The organism is Bordetella bronchialis (genome assembly GCF_001676705.1).
Classification (GTDB): domain Bacteria; phylum Pseudomonadota; class Gammaproteobacteria; order Burkholderiales; family Burkholderiaceae_B; genus Bordetella_C; species Bordetella_C bronchialis.
The window spans coordinates 1330668-1350194 of the sequence record NZ_CP016170.1 but is presented as its reverse complement, the minus strand read 5'-3'; the positions used below and the strand labels follow the sequence as shown (position 1 = coordinate 1350194).

16 protein-coding genes are annotated in these 19527 nt (G+C 66.5%); 6 read left to right on the top strand and 10 right to left on the bottom strand.

Annotated elements, in window-relative coordinates:
• Positions 1 to 354: 354 nt before the first annotated feature.
• On the bottom strand, positions 355 to 1797 hold the full coding sequence (pyk, locus tag BAU06_RS05975; protein WP_066358236.1) for a pyruvate kinase: 1443 nt from the start codon (positions 1795 to 1797) through the stop codon (positions 355 to 357).
• A 152-nt stretch (positions 1798 to 1949) separates the two neighbouring features.
• Between pyk and BAU06_RS05970 the strand changes: the two genes are divergently transcribed.
• Entirely contained in the window at positions 1950 to 3086 is a 1137-nt protein-coding gene (locus BAU06_RS05970) for a glycerate kinase (RefSeq protein ID WP_066345508.1), read from the top strand.
• 39 nt (positions 3087 to 3125) lie between these two features.
• On the opposite strand, the gene rsmA is transcribed toward BAU06_RS05970, so the two are convergent.
• From rsmA to BAU06_RS05955, 3 genes are read right to left on the bottom strand one after another with little or no spacing between them, the layout of a single operon-like run.
• Positions 3126 to 3944 (bottom strand): 16S rRNA (adenine(1518)-N(6)/adenine(1519)-N(6))-dimethyltransferase RsmA, encoded by an 819-nt coding sequence (gene rsmA, locus BAU06_RS05965; protein ID WP_066345507.1) that lies wholly within the window; start codon positions 3942 to 3944, stop codon positions 3126 to 3128.
• Positions 3945 to 3966: 22 nt separating this feature from the next.
• Positions 3967 to 5613 carry a peptidylprolyl isomerase gene (locus BAU06_RS05960; protein ID WP_066345506.1) on the bottom strand — a complete coding sequence of 549 codons (1647 nt, stop codon included), beginning with the start codon at positions 5611 to 5613 and terminating at the stop codon, positions 3967 to 3969.
• Positions 5610 to 8069 carry an LPS-assembly protein LptD gene (locus BAU06_RS05955; RefSeq protein WP_415834843.1) on the bottom strand — a complete coding sequence of 820 codons (2460 nt, stop codon included), beginning with the start codon at positions 8067 to 8069 and terminating at the stop codon, positions 5610 to 5612. The genes BAU06_RS05960 and BAU06_RS05955 overlap by 4 nt, the downstream gene beginning before the upstream one ends.
• 197 nt (positions 8070 to 8266) lie before the next feature.
• Here BAU06_RS05955 and BAU06_RS05950 point away from each other — a divergent pair, with 197 nt between their 5' ends.
• The 3 genes from BAU06_RS05950 (at position 8267) to BAU06_RS05940 (ending at position 10902) form a co-directional block, all read left to right on the top strand.
• On the top strand, positions 8267 to 9307 hold the full coding sequence (locus BAU06_RS05950) for an aminoglycoside phosphotransferase family protein (RefSeq protein ID WP_082988007.1): 1041 nt from the start codon (positions 8267 to 8269) through the stop codon (positions 9305 to 9307).
• Positions 9307 to 9999 (top strand): N-acetylmuramate alpha-1-phosphate uridylyltransferase MurU, encoded by a 693-nt coding sequence (gene murU, locus BAU06_RS05945; RefSeq protein ID WP_066345502.1) that lies wholly within the window; start codon positions 9307 to 9309, stop codon positions 9997 to 9999. The genes BAU06_RS05950 and murU overlap by 1 nt, the downstream gene beginning before the upstream one ends.
• Positions 10000 to 10203: 204 nt before the next feature.
• A complete protein-coding gene (locus tag BAU06_RS05940; protein ID WP_066345501.1) occupies positions 10204 to 10902 on the top strand; it encodes a DUF6776 family protein in 699 nt (232 codons plus the stop codon).
• Between the two features lie 46 nt (positions 10903 to 10948).
• Here BAU06_RS05940 and BAU06_RS05935 read toward each other — a convergent pair whose 3' ends face one another.
• The 3 genes from BAU06_RS05935 to BAU06_RS05925 form a co-directional block, all read right to left on the bottom strand.
• The gene (locus BAU06_RS05935; RefSeq protein ID WP_415834842.1) at positions 10949 to 11494 is read right to left on the bottom strand and encodes a cytochrome b; all 546 of its coding nucleotides are present in this window, start codon (positions 11492 to 11494) and stop codon (positions 10949 to 10951) included.
• Between the two features lie 64 nt (positions 11495 to 11558).
• Positions 11559 to 12749 carry an amidase gene (locus BAU06_RS05930; protein ID WP_066345500.1) on the bottom strand — a complete coding sequence of 397 codons (1191 nt, stop codon included), beginning with the start codon at positions 12747 to 12749 and terminating at the stop codon, positions 11559 to 11561.
• Positions 12750 to 12753: 4 nt separating this feature from the next.
• Positions 12754 to 13590 carry an IclR family transcriptional regulator gene (locus tag BAU06_RS05925; protein WP_231934005.1) on the bottom strand — a complete coding sequence of 279 codons (837 nt, stop codon included), beginning with the start codon at positions 13588 to 13590 and terminating at the stop codon, positions 12754 to 12756.
• 128 nt (positions 13591 to 13718) lie between these two features.
• On the opposite strand from BAU06_RS05925, the gene BAU06_RS05920 reads away from it, so the two are divergent.
• The gene (locus tag BAU06_RS05920) at positions 13719 to 14588 is read left to right on the top strand and encodes a polysaccharide deacetylase family protein (RefSeq protein ID WP_066345494.1); all 870 of its coding nucleotides are present in this window, start codon (positions 13719 to 13721) and stop codon (positions 14586 to 14588) included.
• Positions 14589 to 14777: 189 nt separating this feature from the next.
• Entirely contained in the window at positions 14778 to 15758 is a 981-nt protein-coding gene (locus BAU06_RS05915) for a Bug family tripartite tricarboxylate transporter substrate binding protein (protein ID WP_066345492.1), read from the top strand.
• Between the two features lie 118 nt (positions 15759 to 15876).
• Here BAU06_RS05915 and dnaJ read toward each other — a convergent pair whose 3' ends face one another.
• From dnaJ to BAU06_RS05900, 3 genes are all read right to left on the bottom strand, one after another.
• Complete coding sequence (gene dnaJ, locus BAU06_RS05910; RefSeq protein WP_066358208.1) at positions 15877 to 17001, bottom strand: molecular chaperone DnaJ; 1125 nt, start codon at positions 16999 to 17001, stop codon at positions 15877 to 15879.
• A 143-nt stretch (positions 17002 to 17144) separates the two neighbouring features.
• On the bottom strand, positions 17145 to 19070 hold the full coding sequence (dnaK, locus tag BAU06_RS05905) for a molecular chaperone DnaK (RefSeq protein ID WP_066345490.1): 1926 nt from the start codon (positions 19068 to 19070) through the stop codon (positions 17145 to 17147).
• A gap of 99 nt (positions 19071 to 19169) precedes the next feature.
• Entirely contained in the window at positions 19170 to 19505 is a 336-nt protein-coding gene (locus BAU06_RS05900) for a thioredoxin family protein (RefSeq protein ID WP_066358201.1), read from the bottom strand.
• Positions 19506 to 19527 lie beyond the last annotated feature (22 nt).

The following is a 19527-nucleotide window of genomic DNA, read 5'->3' as shown; positions in this document are numbered from 1 at the left end:
AGCACCCCGACCGCCCCAGCGCCCGTGAATGAGAGACACCGGAGTCCGGCGGGGTGGTCACCTGTCGGGGCCAGCCTGTTGAGGACGAGCAAGCGGAATCGAAGGCAGGCGTGGCGCGGACGCCATGAAGAAGAACGCAAACGACAAACGCCCGCCGGACGAGATTAGCGCAGCGGTGTCCGGCCCCCGGGGGCCGGACCGGCCGATCAGGCTGGCCCCGACAGGTGACCACCCCGCCGGACGGCCCACCGACGCAGCGGCAACAACCCGACGCAGCGGCGACAACCGACGACCGGACCTCCGGCGAAAAGGTAGACCACCCCGACCGGCAGACAAAGGCACAACGCCCCCGCCCTACTCCACCGGAAGCAGCTTCATCCCATTCGTCCCACCGCTGTCGCGATAGAAATCGCCCTTGGTCAAAATCACCCAGTCCCCCTGTTCGACACGCCCGCGCTGCTTCAACTCCGCGATCGCCGCGTTGCTGAGCTCCGCCGGATCGTAGCTGGAGGGATCGAACGGCACCGTATACACACCCCGGAACAACGCCGCGCGATTCTGCGTGACCGGATGCGGGCTGTAGCAGTAAATGGGCACGCCGGAGCGGATACGCGACATGATCAAGGGCGTATGTCCGCTTTCGGTCATGGCGATCACCGCCTTGATGCCGGGAAAGTGATTCGCCGCGTACATGGCCGCCAGCGCGATGGTCTCATCGCAGCGGGAAAACGTCTCGCCCAGCCGGTGATGCGAATGCGTCGACGTGGGATGCTTCTCCGCGCCCAGGCACACCCGCGCCATCGCCTCTACCGCCTCGACGGGATACTGCCCCGAGGCGCTTTCGGCCGACAGCATCACGGCGTCGGTATAGTCCAGCACCGCGTTCGCCACGTCGGAGACCTCCGCGCGCGTCGGGAGCGGATTGGAGATCATCGATTCCATCATCTGCGTCGCCGTGATGACCACCTTGTTCAGGGTACGGGCATGCTGGATGATCCGCTTCTGGATGCCGGCCAGCTCCGCGTCGCCGACCTCCACGCCCAGGTCGCCACGGGCCACCATGACACCGTCGCTGGCGCGTATCAGCGCATCCAGCGCTTCGTCGTCCGCCACGGCTTCCGCTCGTTCGATTTTCGCGATGATCCAGGCCTGGCTGCCGGCCGCGCGCACGAGTTCGCGCGCCTCGTCGATGTCCGAGCCGTGGCGCGGGAAGGATACCGCCACATAGTCCAGCTGCAGATCCGCCGCCACCTTGATGTCCGCGCGGTCCTTGTCGGTAAGACTGGGCGCCGACAAACCACCGCCGCGACGATTGATCCCCTTGTTATTGGACAACGTCCCGCCGACCATCACCGTGGTCTGCACGGAATCGCGGTCTATGGTGTCCACGCGCAGCACCACACGCCCGTCATCGAGCAACAGCTCGTCGCCCGGCCGGCAATCCTGCACCAGCTCCGGATAATCGATGCCCACGATCTGCTCGGTGCCTTCCTCGTACGGATGGCTATTGGACAAGGTAAAGGTCGCACCCACCTTCAGGCTTACCTTGCCGTCCTTGAAGCGCGCAATACGTATCTTGGGACCTTGCAGATCGCCCATCAAGGCGACGAAGCGTCCTTGCCGGGCAGCCGCTTCGCGCACCAGTTGCGCGCGCCGCCGATGGTCCTCGGTGTCGCCGTGCGAGAAATTCAGGCGGGCCACATCCATGCCCGCGCGCACGAGCGCTTCGATGCGCTCCGGCGACGACGTCGCGGGGCCCAGGGTGGCGACAATTTTGGTGCGGCGCAGCACTGCCATGACGGGATTCCTGTGGAAGTTGAGCAAGCATCCTATGGTACCCCCGCGCATGCCCAGGGTCATGCGCGATATCCTCCGGGCGTTATCATGAGCCCCTTCCCGCCGCGCCCGCGGCAACGATACGGCCCGCACACACACAACGAGAACCGACCGTGAAAATCGTCATCGCGCCCGACTCTTTCAAGGAAAGCCTGTCCGCTCCCGACGCCGCAGCCGCCATCGCGCGTGGCGTACTTGCCGCGTGCCCCGCTGCGGACATCGTCGCCATCCCCATGGCGGACGGCGGCGAAGGCACGGTGGCCGCGGTGCTGGCGGCGACGGGCGGTCAATGGCGGTCCAGCGCCGCGACGGATGCGCTGGGCGCGACCGCGCAGGCCGCGTGGGGGTGGTTGGCCGACGATACGGCCGTCATCGAAATGGCCGCCGCCGCCGGACTGGAACAAGTGCCGCCGCAACGGCGCGATCCTTTGCGCGCGACCAGCCGCGGCGTGGGCGAACTGCTGCGCGCCGCGCTGGACGCGGGCGCGCGGCGCATCATCCTGGGCCTGGGCGGATCGGCCACCAATGACGGCGGCGCCGGCATGCTCGCCGCGCTGGGCCTGCGCATACTGGACGCCCAGGGCAAGCCCGTGGCCGATGGCGGCGCGGCGCTGGCGCAGGCGGCGCGCATCGATGTCGCCCAACTGGACCCACGCCTGGCGGACGTCCGCATCGAAGTCGCCTCCGACGTCGACAATCCCTTGTGCGGACCACACGGGGCATCGGCCGTCTTCGGTCCGCAAAAGGGCGCCACGCCCGAACACGTGCGTCAGCTCGATGCCGCCCTGTCGCATTTCGCCGACCTTAGCGCCGGCGTGCTGGGCCGCGACGAAAGAGACAGGCCGGGCGCCGGCGCGGCCGGCGGCCTGGGCTTCGCGGCCCATGCATTCCTGAACGCCACCTTCCGGCCAGGCGTGGAAGTCGTCGCCGAGCTAGGCGGACTGGCACAGGCCATGGAAGGCGCGACATTGGCCTTCACCGGCGAAGGCCGCATGGACGAACAGACCCTGCACGGCAAGACGCCGGCCGGCGTCGCGCGCATCGCCGCCCGCGCGGGCGTGCCCGTCGTGGCCCTGGCGGGATCTTTGGGCGACGGTTACGAGAAACTGTACGGGGTGGGCATCACGGCCGCCTACAGCCTGGCGTCGGGGCCCATGACGCTGGCCCAGGCCTGCGAACAGGCGGCCGGCCTGCTCACCGACCGGGCGCGCGATGCGACGCGCCTGTTCCTGGCCGGACGAACCGCCTGAGCGCCGGGCCGCGCATGGCGACAACGGCGAAGCGCCGACTCAGGCGTCGAGTTCCGCGCTATGCGGCCGGTCGGGCCCGACCAGGCCGGCATCGAGCAAGGCGTCGGCCAGGGCGATGAACCGGTCCACGGGAAGTTCCTCGGCGCGTGCCGTCGGAGCGATGTCCATCGCCTCCCAGGGAATGTGCGAGGCCCAATCCCCCAGCGCGCGACGCAGCATTTTGCGCCGCTGCGCGAAGGCCCGCGCCACGACCTGCTCCAGCGCCGCTTCGCTGCGCGGACGGACACGGTTCGGCGGCAACGGCATCATGCGCACCACCGCCGACACCACGCGGGGCGGGGGATCGAAGGCCTCCGGCGGGACATCGAACAGTTTCTCCATCCGGTACCGGGATTGCAGCATGACGGACAGCCGGCCGTAATCGGAGGATGACGGCGACGCCACCATGCGGTCGATGACTTCCCGCTGCAGCATGAAATGCTGATCGCGCACGAAGTCGCTCGCGGCCATCAGGTGGAACACGATGGGACTGGAAATGTTGTACGGCAGATTCCCGACGATGCGCAGCGTATCGCCGAATCGCGAAAAGTCCACGGTCAGCGCGTCCGCCTCGACCACCGTCAGCCGTTCCGGCGGGTGATCGCGGCGCAGGCGTTCCGCCAGGTCGCGATCGATCTCCACGACATTCAGGTGCCGCACGCGATCCAGCAGCGGACGGGTCAGCGCCGACAGCCCGGGGCCGATCTCGATCATGCGGTCGTCGGCGGCGGGACCGATGGCGCGCACGATGGCGTCGACGACGCTTTCATCGACCAGGAAGTGTTGTCCGAACCGTTTCCGCGCCTGATGCTGGGCCATGGGATGATGAACGGCGCCCCGCTCAGCGCGGGCTGCCGTCCTGGCTTTCCTGGCGGTCGCGCTTTTCCAGGCGGTTGTCGATGTACGCCTGGTCGCGCAACTGGTCCAGGTAGTCGTCGAAGGCCAGCTCGGAACGCCGTTCGAACAGGATGCGGCGCGCCTGCAGGCGCTCGACCTCGTCCTTGACGTCCTTTTCGCGCCGTTCCAACACCTGGATCAGATGCCAGCCGAAGCGCGTGTGCACGGGCTCGCTGACCTGGCCTACCTGCAAGGCGTTCATGGCCTGCTCGAACTCCGGCACGGTCTCGCCCGGGTTGAGCCAGCCGAGATCGCCGCCCTGGGGCGCCGTGGCGTCCTGCGAGTTCTGGCGCGCAAGCGCGCCGAAGTCTTCATGGCCGTCGACGATGCGCTGGCGCAGCAGCTCCAGCCGCTGGCGGGCCTCGTCATCCGACATCACGGCGGAGGTCTTGATCAGGATGTGGCGGGCGTGCGTTTGCGTCACCTGCACGGGCCCCTGGGGCAGCGGCACGGCGCCGTCCGAACTGGGATTCGGCGGCGGCGGCGCGGCAGGCGCGGTCGCGGGCGACTGGGCGGGGTTGCGGGCCGGCGCGGGCGCTCCAGCGCTGCGGCGAGCCACCACCTTCAGGATATGGAAGCCGTTGCCGCTCTGGATGATGCCGGAGATCTCGCCCTGCTTGAGATTGGCGATGGCATTGACGAACAGATCGGGCCAGCCTTCCAGCGGGCGATCGCCCATGGCGCCGCCCTGCAGGGCTTCCGGGCCGTCCGATGCCGCCGCCGCGACGCTGGCGAAATCCGCGCCGCTCTTCAGGCGCGCGAGGATATCCTCGGCCTTCTTGCGCAACACGGCCACCTGGTCGCGGGTGGCGCTTTCTGGCACGCGTACCAGGATTTGCGCCAAACTGAAGATCTGCGGGCCGGCGGCGGCCGGGGCCTGGGGCGCGGCACTGGCCTGCGCGGGTCCCTGGGCCGCGGGCGCGGCGCCGCCTGCTGCCTGGCGGCGCTGCTGTTCCTTCAGGAAGGCGTCCACTTCGGCATCGGAAACGACCAGATTGGCATCGACCGTGCGTTGGCGCAGCCTGTCGGCCAGCACTTCATTGCGGATGCCCTTGCGATAGCTGGTCCACGTCATGCCTTGCTTTTCGATGGCCTGGCGCAGCTGGTCGATGGACATCTTGTTGCGCGCGGCCACGGTCCCGATGGCCTGGTCCACCTGCGCGTCGTCCACGCGGATGTTCAGGCGCTGGGCCTCCTGGCGCTGCAGGTCTTCCATGATCAGGCGCTGCAGCACCTGGCGCTGCAGGACCTTGGGATCGGGCAATTGGATGTTCTGCCGCGTGAGCTCTTGCGTGGCCGTCTTCACGGCCTCGTTGACCTCGCGCATCGTGATGACGTCTTTGTTGACGACCGCGGCGATACCGTCGGCGAACTGGTCGGGCTGCGGAGCCGGGGCCGGGCTTGCCGCGGCCGGCGCGGCCGCCGGTTCGGCCGGCTTCGCGGCCGGCTTCCTGGCCTGCGTGCCTTGGCGCCCGGGGGCGGTGGATGGCGACTGCGATTGCGCGAAGGCGGCAAGCGGCAGCGACGTGCATGCCGCCAGGACCAGGACGCCGCGCGCGAGGCGAGCCGGCAAAAACACACTACGCATTATTCATACCTTTCGAAAGACGTTCCGGGCTGCGGCGGCGGGTTCACGGACTCGTAGCCGGGTATGCTGCGGCGCAACAGCTTCAAGGGATCGGTACCCAAGGCACCCAGGCCGTTCAGCTCGAGCTGGAAGAACACGGCTGTGTTGACCTCGTCGGTGGCGACCGCATAGCGCTGGAACACCACGCGGCCGGTCCAGCAGCAATCCCCTTTGTACTCCAGTCCCGCGATGGCTTGGGTGATGCGGCGGGAGTCCTGCACGGTCTGGTTGTCGGAATTCAGGATGGGCCCCGTGTGCATCGAGTAGTCGATGCGGCCGACACCGTACAGGCGCTGCGTGAACGGCCATTGGAATGCCAGGCTGACCTGGTTCTGGCCCTGCGGCAGGTAGGCCTGCTGTACGCCGTTGCTCAGGACGGGCGGATCGCGCTGGTAGCGATACGACACCGATATCGAGGTCAATCTTTGAGGACTCCACCGCGCCGAAACCAGACCCTGCTGGAAACGGCTATTGTACGGGTCGTACTGGGCACTGACCGTGGTGCTCAAGGTATCGGTGAGCGCCGCCGAGGTCTCCGCCAGGAAATTGGAACGTACGTTCGTACGCGGCGTTTCGCCGGGCAGCGTCACCCGCTGATCCTCGAAGTAGACCTGTTGCCCCACGGATGCGGACAAGCGCTCGAAGCCCGTGTTCGCATCCAGCCAACGCGTGGTCAGCGCGGCCGTCAACTGGTTGGCATTCGCGATGCGATCCCAACCGCCCGTGTAGAGGTTTTCCTCGAAGGCCTGCGCGAAACTGAAATCGGCCAATGACGTGTCGTACACCGGCATGCGCGATTGGTCCCTATACGGCACGCGCAGGTAATACAGGCGGGGCTCCAGCGTCTGGATCGAGTCCTTCCCGAACAGGGTCGTATCCCGCTCGAACGTCATCCCGCTATCGACCGAGAAAATCGGCAGGCCGCGTGAAATGCTGCTGGGATAGCCGCTGGTCGTCCCCAGGAAATTCCAATCGCCGCCAAACCAGTTCGTGCTCTGGTATTGCGTGAAGTTGTAGCCGACCTTGGGGGTGATATACCAGCCGGGCCGCACGATCGGGAACGCAATGCTCGGATACGCCTGGAGCCGGTCGCCATCGGGCCCGTAGTGGCCGTTCTTAGTGCCGGGGAACTCCTCGCCCGCGCCCACCAGGGTGCGTTGGAAACGCGTGGCGGTGCTGTCGAGTTCAAGGTCGAAACCATGGAAGTCATAGCGCTGCCCTTTCAAGGATAGTTCCGGCACCTTGTCGTACGGCGGCAGTATCGGGGCATCCGGGTCCTGCAAGGTCTGGTACTTGTAGACCTGCACAGAGGTCTGCCAGTAGGAGTTGCTCCAGCCCACCAGGCCTTGCCGGGGAAGATAGGTCGTGGATGCTTCGTTCAGGCCGATCGTCGAGAAGTCGCGATAGTAGTTATCGTCGGACACCCCATTGACGTTCCAGCTGGCGTAAAAGCCGTCGCCAAGGTTCTGGCTATGCCTGGACGAATACATCCACCGCTTTTCGCCGGTCTGGTTGTCGCTGGGCAGGTAGGTCCCCTGCAGAATGCCGGCGTAGTTAGACCCCAGATAGCGGAACTCGCCGCCCAGCTGGAGCCCACGCTTGGACATCAGCCGGGGATACAGCGTCGCGTCGTAATTGGGCGCCAGATTGAAGTAATACGGCGTCATGATTTCGAAGCCGCTACGGCTGGTCGACCCGTAGGTCGGCAGCAGCAGGCCCGATTTGCGTTCCTTCTTGATCGGGAACGTCATGTACGGCGAGGCCAGGATGGGCACATCCTTGAAATACAGCACGCCGTTGCGGGCCACGCCTTCGTTCTCGTCGAAGTCCATGTCCACCGAATCGGACTTGATGTACCACGACGGCTGCGCGCATTCGCAACCGGCGTAGGTGGTGTTCTGCAGCCGCATCGTCGAGCGGCTGAAAATATCCGCATGCTGGGCCTGCGCATGGCCGCCCGTCGCACCGAGCCAGAAATTCGGCGAACTGAGCTGCCCGCTTTCGTTGTCCACGTTGTACTGCATGGCCGGACCGGTCACCACGGTGCCTTCGCGGAACAGGCGCGCGCTGCCTTGGGAATCGACCTCGCCCGAGGCGCGGCGATAGGTGATCTGGTCGCCCTTGAGGATGGTGTCGATCCGGCGCACCTGTGCGCGGCCGGTCAGCGTGACGTTCGAATCCGGGTCGCCGTCCATGGTGTCGGCTTCCAGGTAGGCCGGCATCTGGTCGCTGGTCAGCCGGTGCACGCGCAGCCCGGGGGATGAACGCAGTCCCAGGACTTCCACTTCCTGGGCGCCCTTTTTCGAGCCAGCTTGCGCCGCCGACGGCTGGGAACCCGCTGACGTATCCGTTGCGACTTGGGCCTGGGCGACAGAGACCGCGCCAGCAAGGAATAGGATCAACGACCGGACGATGCGCACGTACGAGGGAACCTGAAAAGAGAGGGCAAGGCGGCCGGGACGGCGATGCACGCCCGCCCCGCGAGGGCCGCGAAGAGCCGGTATTATAGATAAGCTCGGCGTCAGCGCAGCCGCCGATGCGCCGGCATGCGCGATATCCCTGAATACGGGGTATTCACGCCCCCCGAATCGCCACTTTTCCTACACAGGTCTTTTCCTTGTCCACCCCCGCCGATCCCCGACTGGACGCGCTGCACGATTGGCTGCGCGGCCTGCCCGCCACACTGGCGCTGGCGCCCGACACCCTGCGCCCCGCCTCCAGCGATGCAAGTTTCCGACGTTATTTCCGCCTGGATGCCGGCGGGGGCTCCGTGGTTGTCATGGACGCGCCGCCTCCCCACGAGGACGTCCGCCCCTTCCTGCATGTGGCCGGCCTGCTGGGCGACGCCGGCCTGAACGTGCCGGCGATCCTGGCCCAGGATCCGGCGCGCGGCTTCCTGCTGCTGTCCGACCTGGGGCCCCACACCTACTACCAGCGCATCCAGGAAGGGCTGGACGACGCCACGCTGCAAACGATGTATCGGCAGGCGCTCGCCGCGCTGGTGCGGATGCAACAGGCCTCGGTAAGCGGACTGGCGGCCTACGACGGCGCGCGCCTGGCGGCGGAGCTGCAGCTCTTCCCGGAATGGTACGTGGGCCGCCACCATGGCGTAACGCTGGACGCCGCCGCCCAAGACGCGCTGCAGGGTGTCTTTTCCCTGCTTTCCTCATCCAATGCCAGCCAGCCCACCGTGCTGGTGCACCGGGATTTCCATTCGCCCAACCTGATGGCCTGCGACGGCGAACGCTACGGTCCCAATCCGGGCATCATCGATTTCCAGGATGCCCTGGCGGGCCCGATCACATACGACCTGGCCTCGCTGGTGACCGATGCCCGCACCACCTGGGAAGAAGCGCAGCAACTGGACTGGGCCATCCGCTATTGGGAAATGGCGCGCGCGGCCGGGCTGCCGGTCGCCGCGGATTTTGCCGAATTCCACCGCGCGTACGAATGGATGGGACTGCAACGCAACCTGCGCATCCTGGGCGTTTTCGCGCGGCTGCACCATCGCGACAACAAGCCCGGCTATCTGGCCCATATCCCGCGCGTCAATACCTACGTCCGCCAGGTCGCTGGCCGCTACGGCGTATTCGCCCCGCTCCTGCGCCTGCTGGACACGCTGGACGACCGCCAGCCCACGGTGGGATACACCTTCTGATGCGGGCGATGATACTGGCCGCGGGCCGCGGCGAGCGCATGCGGCCGCTGACCGACAGCCTTCCGAAACCCTTGTTGCAGGCCGGCGGCAAACCCTTGATCGGCTGGCATATCGAACGGCTGGTCGCCGCCGGCATCACGGACATCGTCGTCAACCATGCCTGGCTCGGCGACCGCCTGGAGGCCGCGCTGGGGGACGGCGCGGCCTACGGCGCCAGATTGCGGTATTCCCGCGAAGGGACCGCCCTGGAAACCGCGGGCGGCATCGCGCTGGCCTTGCCCATGCTGGGGGACCGGCCCTTCCTGGTGGTCAACGGCGACGTCTGGTGCGATTGGAATCCGGCGCTGGCGGCGCCGCTGGCCGGCGCCGTGGATGGCGCATCGGTACAAGCCTGGCTGCTGCTGGTCGACAATCCCGACCACCATCCCGGCGGCGACTTCCACTGGCGGCCCGACGGTACGCTGGATCCCGCGCAAGGCCAGAGGCTGACGTTTTCCGGCATAGGGATTTACCATCCGGGCCTTTTCAGCGGCATCGTGCCGGGCACCCCGGCGCGCCTGGGTCCCCTGCTGTCGCAGGCCATTGCCCGCCACGCGGTGCGCGGGCAGCGCCATGCGGGACGCTGGATGGATGTCGGCACGCCGCAGCGCTTGGCGGAACTGGACGCGAACCTGCGCGCGGCCCGGACCTGACCGGATATTTCACAATTTCAGGGTAGGCAACCAGGCTTGTCGAAATGGCTGCTGGGTGCCGCGGCAGGTTATCCTTCAATGCTTTGAGCGCTCGCCGCGCCAATTCAACGCGGCGGGGCGTCGGCAACGCACGCCCGCATACGCGCTGCATGGCGGTGTCGCCGGATGCAGAGCGGGGCTTTTATTGTTATTTGGATGGATGGGATGTTCGGACGGTCGCAGCGCGCGGTTTTCAAACCTTCGGTTTATCAGCCTGGAAAACGATCGCGGCGCATGCCGCGCTGGCTGGTCCTGCTGCTCGCGGGCATCGTGCTGGGCGCCGGTGGCGTCCTGTTCCTGCAAACCAATTACGGCCCGCAGCGGCTGACCGTGGAGCAATCCGAACAGCTGCATAGCGAGCTCAGCGCCGCCAATATCGATCGCCAGCGCCTGCAGGGCCAGGTAGAGGAAGTCACGCAGCAGCGCGACGCGGCGCGGTCCACGCACGACAAACTGACCGCCGACCTGGCCCAGGCACGGCAGCAGATCCAGAGCCTGAACAAGGATCTTGCGCTGTTCCAGGATGCCGTGCCCCCGGATCCGCGCGGCGGCCCCATCGGCATACGGTCCGCGACGCTATCGCGCCAGCCGGGCCAGCTGACCTACCAGGTACTGGTCATGCGCGACAAGGACACTACCGGCGTGCCGTTCAAGGGCACCCTGCAGTTCGCCATCGAAGGCCGCTATCCCAATGGCCGCAGCGGCACCGTAACGCCCGATCCGCTGCCCGTGGACATGGACCGTTTCGATAATCTCAGCGGCACCCTGCAACTGCCCGAGGGCTTTATCTCGCGCGGGGTGACGATCAAGGTGCTGGACTCGGCGCAGAAGCAGCAGGCCATGCGCATCTACTACGTGCGCTGACCCGCGCGCGCACGGGCCGCCGGGCCGGGCCAGCCGGCGCCGGCCCTTACAGCATCTTGCGCAGTGTGCCGTCCTTCAGCACGTATTGATGCCACAGCGCGGCCAGCGCATGCAGCCCGATCAGGTAGTACAGGGCGTTCCCCATGAACACATGGATGGCGTGCACGGTGCCGCGGGCGGCATCGTCGGCGCCGGCTAGCGAGATCGTGATCCCGGTACCCATCAGGCGCACCGGATTGCCGCCGTAGTTGATCATCAGGATGCCCAACAGCGGCTGGGCCAGCAGCACGATATAGAACAGCCAGTGCATCGCGCGGGCACAGGCCGCCAGCACGCCGCTGCCCTGCTCCGCCGCCGGCACGCCATGGACCAGGCGCCATATCAGCCGCAATGCGGTCAGACAGAGCACGGATACGCCGGCCCACATATGGATACCCGTCCACAGCGCCCGCGATTCGCTGCCGCGCGGGCCGCGCACTTCGATCGCGAACAAGGCAAGCGCCACCAGCAGGAAAATCAGCCAGTGCAGGACGATGGCGGGACGGCTGTAGCGGGCGACAGCGCCCGAAGCGGCGGAAGGCATGACGGACATCGAGGGCTCCTGGAGAATGGCGACCGCGGCGAGCCGGTCGCCGGCCCGCCAGTGTATCGCCGCGTCACGCTGCCCAGCGGGCAGCCTGTTCCAACAAGGCCCGGTCACGGCCACGGGCTGCTATCAGGGACAGGCCGACGGCGCATCGGTTCCCCGCCATGGCCGGCATGGTCAGCTGCGGCAGCCCCGCCAGGCTGGCGATGCACAATAGGCACAGGGCGCGGGTGCGGTCCTCCGCAGCCGTGGAAGAGCCCTTCACCGGCGCCACGAAGGACACGGTCGGTATGCAAAGGACGGCATCCTGCAGCAGCTCGTCCAGGCGGGCGGCGATGCGCCGGCGTTCCACGGCCGCGGCCGCGGCTTCGTCGGCGGCGATGGTCGACGCCCATTTGAAGCGCTCGCCGATGTCCGGCCCGAAGCGCGGCGCATGGCGGGCGATCCAGTCGCCGTGCGCGGCCCAGACTTCCCGCCCCTGTATCACGCGGAATATCTGCTGCCAGGCCAGCAGGCCCTCCTGGGCGAGCGTCACCTGTTCCACGGCGCCAAAGCGCGCCATCAGGGCGGCACGCGGCGCCTCCAGCCCTTGCCGTACCGCATCGGATGCCAGCGACCAGGCGTCGTCGGCCAGCAGCAGGCGGCCCGGCAAGCCGGTGTCGCCGGACAGCAAGGCCTGGCCGACCCGCGCCAGGGTGTCCGCGTCCCGGGTGATCCAGCCCACCACGTCATAGCTGGGCGCCAGCGGCACCACGCCCTCGCTGGAGACCGCCCCATGCGTGGGCCGGAAACCCCAGGCGCCGCAGAAGGTGGCGGGCAGGCGGATGGACCCCGCCGTGTCCGTACCCAGGCCGATATCGCACAGGCCGCTGGCGGCCGCCACGGCGGATCCGCAGGAGGAGCCCCCGGGGATGCGATCCGGCGTCACGGGATTGACCGGCGTTCCGTAGTGGAAGTTTTCCCCGTTCAGGCTGTAGGCCAGTTCGTCGGTCAGGGTCTTGCCGACGATGTCCGCCCCGGCCGCCAGCAATTGCGCCACCACGGGCGCATGCCGTTCGGCCGGCCCATGGGTGGCGCGCCAATCGGGGTTGCCCGCGCCGGTGACCCGGCCCTGGATGTCGATCATGTCCTTTACGCCGACGCGCAGCCGCGCCAGCGGCCCGCCGGCAGCGCCGGGAAGATCGAACCGGCCTTCCGGCGCGAACGCGCCGCCGGGATTGCCGGGCTCGAGGTTGGCCGGCGTGGTAGTCGCTTCAGTCATGGGGTCACCGATACAAGAGGGTTCCGATTACGTTCACTTCGTTGCGTAGCAAGGGGTACAGCGCGGCCTGCCGCGCGGGGGTCATGCGGCTGGAGATCGCCGCGATGGCCAGCGCCGCCACCGGGGCGCCGAAAGGATTGCGCACCGCCAGGCCGATGGCCGTCACGCCGGGCACGGCCTTCTCGCCGATCGCGGCATAGCCCTGCGCGCGTCCCGCCGCCACGGCTTCGCGCAGGTCGCGCTCGTCCAGCTCGCCGTAGGCGCCGATACGCGGCCGGATGGCTTCCACCACGCGATCGACTTCTGCCGGGGCCAGGGCCAGCAGGATGGCCAGCCCACCCGCGTTCACCCCCAGCGGCTGCCGGCTGCCCACGGTGACGACCGGCGTCTGGATGGGGTAGTTGCCCTGCACGCGGCTGATACATACCGCGTCGTTGCCCCGGCGGATGAAGAGAAATGCGGTGTCCCCGGTGGCCTCCGCCAGGCGCTGGAGCGACGCGGCGCACAATTCCCGCAGATTGAACTGCGGCGCCGCCACCAGTCCCAGCTCGAATACCAGGGTGCCCAAACGGTAGCGCCGCGCGCGCGCATCCCGCGACACCATGCCTTCGGCCACGAGGGCCTTAAGCATGCGATGCGCGGTAGGCGCTTCCAGGCCGCACAGGCGCGCCACGTCCACGAAGCGCAGGCCGGTTTCCTGGTGCTGGGCCAGGGTCTTGAGCACATGGACCACGCGGCGGATGGCCTGCGTGCCGGCCGGGGCGGCGGTCCCGGCCAGGCCGGGACCGGGGACGAGAACGTCCCCCGCGTCCTGCGGCAGCGATGGCTCAGGGTTTACCACGACGCAATTTTCCAGAATATGGATACTTTCAGGGCGCGCGTTGACACGCGTTTTACCGGTAAATACATTTGGCCTAAACAATACAGAGGCGGAATGCCCGGGTCAAACATCCATTATATGGACTATTCATGATACCCAAGGAACGCATCGACTATTCCGCGATCATCGATCGCAAGAAGCTCACGCCACCCGACGGCGCGCGCGTGATCGTCTGGCCCATCGTCAACGTCGAGGACTGGCAGATCGACCGCTACATGCCGCGCCAGGTCCTGCCCCCGCCCACCGGCGTCACCGCCCTTCCCGATATCGCCAACTGGGCCTGGCATGAGTACGGCATGCGTGTCGGCTTCTGGCGGCTGAAGGCCGCCCTGGACCGCCTGGGCATCGTGCCCACCCTGTCCATCAACGGCAGCGTCTGCCTGAACTATCCGCGCGTCGCGGAAGAAGCCCACAAGTCCGGCTGGGAGTTCATGGGCCATGGCTTCATCCAGATGCCCACGCACCAGGTCGAGGACCAGCGTGCCATGATCGAGCGCACGGTGGAGACCATCGAACAGTTCACCGGCAAGAAGCCGGTCGGCTGGCTGGGACCGGGCCTGACGCAGACACTGGAGACCGTCGATTACCTGCATGAGGCAGGCATCCGCTATATCGGCGACTGGTGCCTGGACGACCAGCCGGCCAAGGTAAGGACGGCGACGGGCGATATGGTGGCGATGCCGTATGCCCTGGAACTGAATGACATCCCGGTCGTCGCGGTCCAGCATCATTCCTCGGACGAGCTGCTTATCCGCGTGAAGGACACCTTCGACCGCCTGTACCAGGAAGGCACGGAACACGTGCGGGTCATGGGCATCGCGGTCCATCCCTTCCTGAGCGGCGTCCCGCACCGCATCAAGTATTTCGAGGAAGCGCTGGCCTACATCGCCGGCCACGACAAGGTGAAGTTCATGACCGGCGCGCAGATACTCGATTGGTATATGGCCCAGCAAGCCTGAATACCCGTCGCGACATAACGAGTGGCATCCGGACAGCGGTGCATTCCCGCAAGGGCGATGCGCCGCGCCGACAAAATCAAGGGGTCAGGGCAACGGGGGAAAACAAAGGACGATCGTCCAGATTCATGCGCGGCACGCCTTCGGGGCACCGCGTTATTGCCCTAGTCAATCTATCAGTTCGGAGTTTTTATGCGTACCCGCAGTCTTCTCAGCGCCTTCGCCTGCCTGTTCGCGCTGTCGGCCAGCACGGCCGCCCTGGCCCAGGCCGACGACTATCCCAATCGCCCGATCCGCCTGCTGGTGGGCTTTCCGCCCGGCGGCATTTCGGATGTGATCGCGCGCACGGTGGCCTCCAAGGCCAGCACTATCCTGAAGCAGAACATCGTGGTGGAAAACCGTCCCGGCGCGGGGACCACCATTGCGGCCGATACGGTTGCCCGCTCGGCGCCCGACGGCTACACCCTGCTATTGCAGGACACGACCACGCATGCCATCAACGCCAGCCTGTATCCCAAGCTGCCCTTCGATACGGTCAAGAGCTTCACGCCGATCTCGCTGGTCTCGAGCTCGCCGCTGATGCTGGTGGTCAAGGCCGATTCCCCGGCGCAGAACGTCAAGGAGCTGATCGCGATGTTGGCATCCAAGCCCGGCGGCTATGCCTATGGCTCCTCGGGCAACGGCACCATCATCCACCTGGCCAGCGAAATGATGGACCGGGCGGCGAACGTGCAGGCGGTCCACATTCCCTACAAGGGCAGCGCCCCCATCATCCAGGCGCTGCTGTCGGGCGACGTGGCCTATGCGTGGAGCAGCATGCCGCCCGCCATTTCGCAGGTGAAGGCCGGCAAGCTGCGCGCCCTGGCGGTCAGCACGCCCAAGCGCATCGCCGCCGCGCCGGACGTGCCCACCATCGCCGAAGCGGGCGTCCCGGCGGCGGAGGTCGTGCTGTACAACGGTGTCCTCGGACCCGCCAACCTGCCGCCCGCCATCGTCAAGCGCCTGAACGAGGCCTTCAACGAGGCCGCCAACAGCGACGAGGTCAAGTCCGTCTACGCCACCCTGGGCGCGGAGCCGGTCGCCGTCACGCCGGAAGCGATGCAGGCGCAGATCAATGCCGATATTCCCAAGTACGGCAAGGTCGTGAAGGAAGTCGGCGCCAAGGTGGACTAGCGTAGCGTCCGCGGATGGGCCGGCCGCGACCGGGCAGGCCACGCGACGCACGCAAAAAAGCCGGGCCTCTTGAGAGCCCGGCTTTTTGTTTTGCTGCCGCCGATAAGCCGGCGGACGATCAGCTGAAGAACTCCTTCACGCGGTCCGTCCAGGACTTGCTCTGGGGCGAATGACGGTCACCGCCGTCGTTCAGCGAAGCCTCGAACTGCCGCAGGATGCTCTTTTGCTCTTCGCTCAGGCGTACCGGCGTTTCCACCACGACATGGCAATACAGGTCGCCCGGATAGCTGCCGCGCACGCCGCGGATGCCCTTGCCGCGCAGACGGAAGGTCTTGCCCGACTGGGTGCCCTCCGGGATGGTGATTTCCGCCTTGCCGCCCAGCGTGGGCACCTGCAGGTCGCCGCCCAGCGCCGCGGTCGTGAACGGGATGGTCAGTTCGCAGTGCAGGTCGTCGCCGTCCCGCTGGAAGATCTTGTGCGGCTTGAGGTGGATTTCCACATAGAGATCCCCCGGCGGGCCGCCGTTCAGGCCCGGCTCGCCATTACCCGCCGAGCGGATACGCATGCCGTCGTCGATGCCGGCGGGGATCTTCACCTGCAGGGTCTTGTTGCGGCGGATGCGGCCGACGCCATCGCAATTGGCGCAGGGGTCGGTGATTTCCTTGCCGCTGCCGTGGCAGGTGGGGCAGGTCTGCTGGACGCTGAAGAAACCCTGCTGCATGCGCACCGCGCCGGAGCCGCCGCAGGTGCGGCAGGTCTTGGGCGTGGTACCGGGCTTGGCGCCGCTGCCGTGGCAGACCTCGCAGTTTTCCCAGCTGGGCACACGGATCTCCGTGTCGAAGCCATGGGCCGCCTGCTCCAAGGTGATTTCCAGCGCGTACTTCAGGTCGGCGCCGCGGTACACCTGCGGACCGCCGCCGCGGCGCGCGGCGCCGCCGAAGATTTCGCCGAAGATGTCGCCGAAGGCATCGGCGAATCCGCCACCCATGCCCGCCCCCATGCCGCCGGCGGCATTGGGATCGACGCCGGCGTGGCCGTAGCGGTCATAGGCGGCGCGCTTCTGCTCGTCGGTCAGGACCTCGTAGGCCTCTTTGGCTTCCTTGAACTTTTCCTCGGCCTCTTTGTTATCCGGATTGCGGTCCGGATGGTACTTCATCGCAAGCTTGCGATAGGCCTTTTTGATGTCATCGTCCGAGGCGTTCTTGGCAACACCCAGGATCTCGTAATAGTCACGTTTTGCCATGATCTTCCAGAGGCTTTTCTTCTTGCGAGGGCGCCGCCGGGGCGGACCCGCGCCGACCAAAACCCTGCTTCCATACGACCGCGCCCGGGACCGGAAAAAATCCGGGCCCGGGCGTTTACACCGTCATGCGCTGCAGCGGTTCATCACTGGTCGCGCTTCACTTCCTTGAAGTCGGCGTCGACCACGTTGTCGTCGGCCGGCTTGGCGTTGTCCGCCGCCGACTGCTGCTGCGCGGCCTGCTGGGCCTGCATGTCGGCGTACATCTTTTCGCCCAGCTTTTGCGACGCGGTGGACAGCGCCTGCACCTTGGCGTCGATCGCGGCCTTGTCGCCATCCTTCAGGGTGGCTTCCAGGTCCTTGATCGCGGCTTCGATGCTTTCCTTTTCGGACGCGTCGAGCTTGTCGCCGTACTCGGTCAAGGACTTGCGCGTGGCGTGCACCAGCCCGTCGGCCTGGTTGCGCGCCTGCGCCAGTTCGGCCAGGCGGTGATCCTCGTCCGCGTTCGCTTCGGCGTCCTTCACCATGCGCTGGATCTCTTCTTCCGACAGACCCGAGTTCGCCTTGATGGTGATCTTGTTTTCCTTGCCGGTGCCCTTGTCCTTCGCGGATACGTGCAAGATGCCGTTGGCGTCGATGTCGAAGGTCACCTCGATCTGCGGCACGCCGCGCGGGGCCGGCGGAATGCCTTCCAGGTTGAACTCGCCCAAGGCCTTGTTGCCCACGGCGATTTCGCGTTCGCCCTGGAATACCTTGATGGTCACCGCCGGCTGGTTGTCGTCGGCCGTGGAGAACGTCTGCGAGAACCGCGTCGGGATGGTCGTGTTCTTCTGGATCATCTTGGTCATGACACCGCCCAGGGTTTCGATACCCAGGGACAGCGGCGTGACGTCCAGCAGCAGCACGTCCTTGCGGTCGCCCGACAGCACGGAACCCTGGATCGCGGCGCCCGCGGCCACGGCTTCGTCCGGGTTCACGTCCTTGCGCGGATCGCGGCCGAAGAACTCCTTGACCTTTTCCTGCACCTTGGGCATGCGGGTCATACCGCCGACCAGGATCACGTCATGGATTTCCGAGACCTTGACACCGGCGTCCTTGATGGCGGTGCGGCACGGTTCGATGGTGCGCTCGATCAGGTCTTCCACGAGCGCTTCCAGCTTGGCGCGCGTGATCTTCAGGTTCAGGTGCTTGGGACCGGAAGCATCGGCCGTGATGTACGGCAGGTTGATTTCGGTCTGCTGGCTGGAGGACAGCTCGATCTTGGCCTTTTCCGCCGCTTCCTTCAGGCGCTGCAGGGCCAGCACGTCCTTCGACAGATCGACGCCCTGTTCTTTCTTGAACTCGCCGATGATGTAGTCGATGATGCGCTGGTCGAAGTCTTCGCCGCCCAGGAAGGTGTCGCCGTTGGTGGACAGCACTTCGAACTGCTTCTCGCCATCGACGTCGGCGATTTCGATGATGGAAATATCGAAGGTACCGCCGCCCAGGTCATAGACCGCAATCTTGCGGTCGCCCTTTTCCGCCTTGTCCAGGCCGAAAGCCAGCGCGGCCGCGGTCGGCTCGTTGATGATGCGCTTGACTTCCAGGCCGGCGATGCGGCCGGCGTCCTTGGTGGCCTGGCGCTGGCTGTCGTTGAAGTACGCCGGCACGGTGATGACGGCTTCGGTGACTTCCTCGCCCAGGTAGTCTTCGGCGGTCTTCTTCATCTTGCGCAGCACTTCGGCCGACACCTGCGGAGGCGCCAGCTTCTTGCCGTGCGCTTCGACCCAGGCGTCGCCGTTGTCGGCCTTGGTGATCTTGTAGGGCATCAGGTTGATGTCCTTCTGCACCTCTTTTTCGTCGTACTTGCGGCCGATCAGGCGCTTGACGGCGTACAGGGTGTTCTTGGGATTGGTGACGGCCTGGCGCTTGGCCGGCGCGCCGACCAGGGTCTCGCCGTCGTCCATGTACGCGATGATGGAAGGCGTCGTGCGGGCGCCTTCGGCGTTTTCGATGATGCGGACCTGCCCACCGTCCATCACAGCCACGCAGCTGTTGGTCGTGCCCAGGTCGATGCCGATGATCTTGCTCATGATGGATTACCTTGAATTAGGTCGGTTCTTAGGTTGAATAGTGAAAAACTCGGTTAGCGTGTAAGTGGGGCTGCCATCAGGGTTTTCAAGCGCGACGCTTTACTTCTTTTCGGCCCGCAACCGGTGCACGGCCTCGGAGAACTGCGGCAGGCCCGGCCAGCCGGTGATCCGGCCCAGGCGCTTGCCCGCCCGGTACATCACGAAAGTAGGGACGCCATGCAGGGAGAACCGCCGGCCCAGCGCCACGTCCGCATACACGTCGGCCTGGAACCAGGTCAGTTCCAGCGCCAGCAGGGCGTCCTGGTGCAGCATGGCCGCCTGCTTGAAACGATTGCAGTTGTAGCAGTCGGTGCCCCACAGGAAGACGCAGCGCAGATCGTCGCCCGGGGCCTGCACCACATCGCGCTCGAAGCCGTCGTTGTCGACGGGGCGCATGCCGAACAGCTCGAATACCTGG